Origin of the sequence: Shewanella sairae (assembly GCF_023283535.1) — a bacterium.
In the GTDB taxonomy this organism is placed as follows: Bacteria; Pseudomonadota; Gammaproteobacteria; order Enterobacterales; family Shewanellaceae; genus Shewanella; species Shewanella sairae.
Genome location: NZ_JAKILT010000130.1, coordinates 1 through 2,835, shown reverse-complemented (window position 1 = coordinate 2,835; position 2,835 = coordinate 1). Strand labels below are relative to the sequence as shown.

Sequence of the window (2,835 nt, the reverse complement as noted above, 5' to 3'; positions counted from 1 at the left end):
TACGACAATTTTCCTGTTTAGCTTTTGCGGCTAATGCAGCGTAAGCGGCTGGAGAAAGCATTAACTGAATGGGTATGCCTTTAGACATTGGACTACTCTTAGTTTGTTCTTTTTACTTTTCTTGGATGATAAATAAACAGACTTGTAAAGTAAAGTTAATTTTCTATATTTAGCGTAAACTTATGGCGAGTTAAAAGTGTTGCTGTGCGGGGGTAATATCTATGGCATGAATACAATCGGTTGCAGAATTAAAGAAAAGCGTACAAAACTTAGACTGAGTCAACGAACATTGGCAAGCAAAATAGGAGTAACGGCTGTTAGTGTTTCAAAGTGGGAGTTAGATGAAAATACTCCTAAAGGGAAACATTTATTCTCATTAGCAAATGCCTTGCAAACTGAGCCTGAATGGTTGTTAACTGGAAATGATAGACCTATTGAAAACAAAGCGTATGAACTGTGTGCGTACTTTAACGATCTGGATATTATTGATAGTGATAAGTGTTTATGTAAGCAAGCAACGCAATTAACAACAGTTATTCCTAGTTACGTGTTCGATAGGATAGGCGCGGAACCATCAGATATTTATTGTATCAATGTTACTGGAAACAGTATGGAACCTACTTTAAATCATGGGAGTGTGATAGCTGTAGATTGTAGAGTCAAGCGCATTCATGACGGGAGTATTTATGTTTTTCGACAAGAAGGGATGTTGAGAATTAAGCAGTTATATCAATATCCTGAATATGTGATATTACACAGTTATAACCCGTTATTTGAACCGGAAAAGAGCGAGTTGTCTAAGATTGATGTCATTGGGAAGGTTGTTTGGGCATCAGTGTTTTTCGATGTGTAAATAAAAGTTTTCTTGTTGATTGGCATATTAACTAATATAATGTGCTTCAAGTATTAATCAGAAAGTGCATTACATAGCACGCTACTACATAGTATTTTATGTAGTGTATTTTTTAATACTAGAATGTGTTAGACCTCCAATCTAACTATATAGCATTCGACAAAAAAACCGACTACTCTCAAGGGGTCGGTTTTTTTGTACTTAAAATCCAGAGATCTATGATCATTGATCTTTCGAAGTATTTCATTTACATTAGAACTCAATGTTTGGGGTGGAACCTAAACAGACCTAAAACCTTGAGAATCTAATAATGAAAACCCAACAGCGTTATAGCTGCATATTGCAGCACCAATCCCTTTGTAGATCTAGATACATTCAATATGACATGCCGATCCTAACGCGATCTAGTATGCCTATTGTGAGTGTGTCTAATGCAAAACGCTAACCTAGAGACACTCTTTTCTGCACTTGAAAGTGATGAGCATTGCTCTGAACTTCCTCCGTTGTCGTCTTATGATGATGCGAATGCTTTCGACTGTGAAATACCAGACGGACAAGCTTACACTGTCGTTGATGAAACTAAACGCCTCAAAAAAGCCCGCAAAGCTGAACGTGACAAAGTTAATGCAGAAATTCTAGATACGGCTGATCGAGTTCATAAAAGCGGTAAGGCTGTTGGATTTCAAGGTAAAGTTGCCTCATTCAATGGATTTAAGAGTGCAAGATTGCCCGATTACGTTAAAACATTACTCAGACAAGCAAAGGTACTGCCTCATCGAGAAGAATTTCTTGAACATAGTGACGGCTTATACCGTGGAACATTACAAGAGCGCTCTAAGGTCATTTTAAGTTTGATGCTTTCCGCATTTGTGGTTAATTGTAACGTTGCTAATGGCATGATCGTTGTTGCTACTCGTAAAGGCGGTAAGAACCTTACCCATGATGCGCTGAGAATGGAAGTGGCACTTAGACATGGTGTTTATATCGCCGAATCAACTTGGTATTTTTATATCAATAAATTAGTCCAATGTGGTTATCTGCAAAGCGATACTGTGGCTATTTATGAAGATGGCCACGCAGCTATGTTTCATGCAGAAGCAAGTTACAAGGTTCTATCTAAAGGGTTGTTAGATATGCTCGGCGCGTCCCGTTTGTCCGTTCGTAACGGCGCAGCAAAGCATGAAGCCGATTTGAAAACGAAAGGTAAATCCTTTAAGCAAAAGGCACGTTACCCTAATTCACGTTACCGTATGGACGGTACGCTTCGTAAGAACATGAAAGTGGTTGAGCCATGCCAACGCTTGCTCGATCTGATCACTTCTCACCATGTACGTGAAACTTACCACGTACCACCTAATTAGCGCTAAAGCAGTTTATCAAAATGACCTACATCGGCTTACTTGCCGAGTTTTGTCGTGTCTGAGCGCGGTATATTGCTCCTAAACGAGCAGAAACGTGCTGCTTAACTCTCTCTACATTTTGTATTTCTCATGGTTTTTGGTTGGCACGCTGTCTATTTAAAGTGATTGATGTTTTTTTTAGGAATTAGTTAAAGTACAAATCGAGACTGCAAAGTTAGTTGTGATCTTTAGGCTTAAAATCTTTTTCTTTTTTTGAGTTAAAAGCTTTTAAAAGATGAAAGATAAAAAGATCTTTAAAGACAACAAACAAAAATGAAATGTCCATTTCCTAGCTGACGCTAGGGGACATCATTTAAGAGCAGCGCTGAAAAGGATATTTTGTCTAACCGACCATTAGGCTTCATTTGTTTCTGTATAGCGGGTTTGTCTGCGACGCTTGTCGCTACGCGACTGTCTAGCAGAAAAGAATGCAAAAATTGATTTAGCTCAATTATTGAGTACCTGTTTTTATATACAGTGTTTGCACGTTGATTTTCTATGAATGCTTATGTCTTACTTTCACTTTGATGACGATGATAAAGATGATATTTGTCTTAATGACGAATTACACGAGTACCAATA

2 protein-coding genes are annotated in these 2,835 nt (G+C 38.1%); both read left to right on the top strand.

Features of this window, described 5'->3' with window-relative positions:
* Window positions 1-226 precede the first annotated feature (226 nt).
* Window positions 227-853, top strand: coding sequence for a S24 family peptidase (locus L2748_RS23385; RefSeq protein WP_220783499.1), 627 nt, complete (start codon window positions 227-229; stop codon window positions 851-853).
* Between the two features lie 431 nt (window positions 854-1,284).
* The gene (locus L2748_RS23380) at window positions 1,285-2,214 is read left to right on the top strand and encodes a hypothetical protein (RefSeq protein ID WP_220783500.1); all 930 of its coding nucleotides are present in this window, start codon (window positions 1,285-1,287) and stop codon (window positions 2,212-2,214) included.
* Window positions 2,215-2,835: the final 621 nt, after the last annotated feature.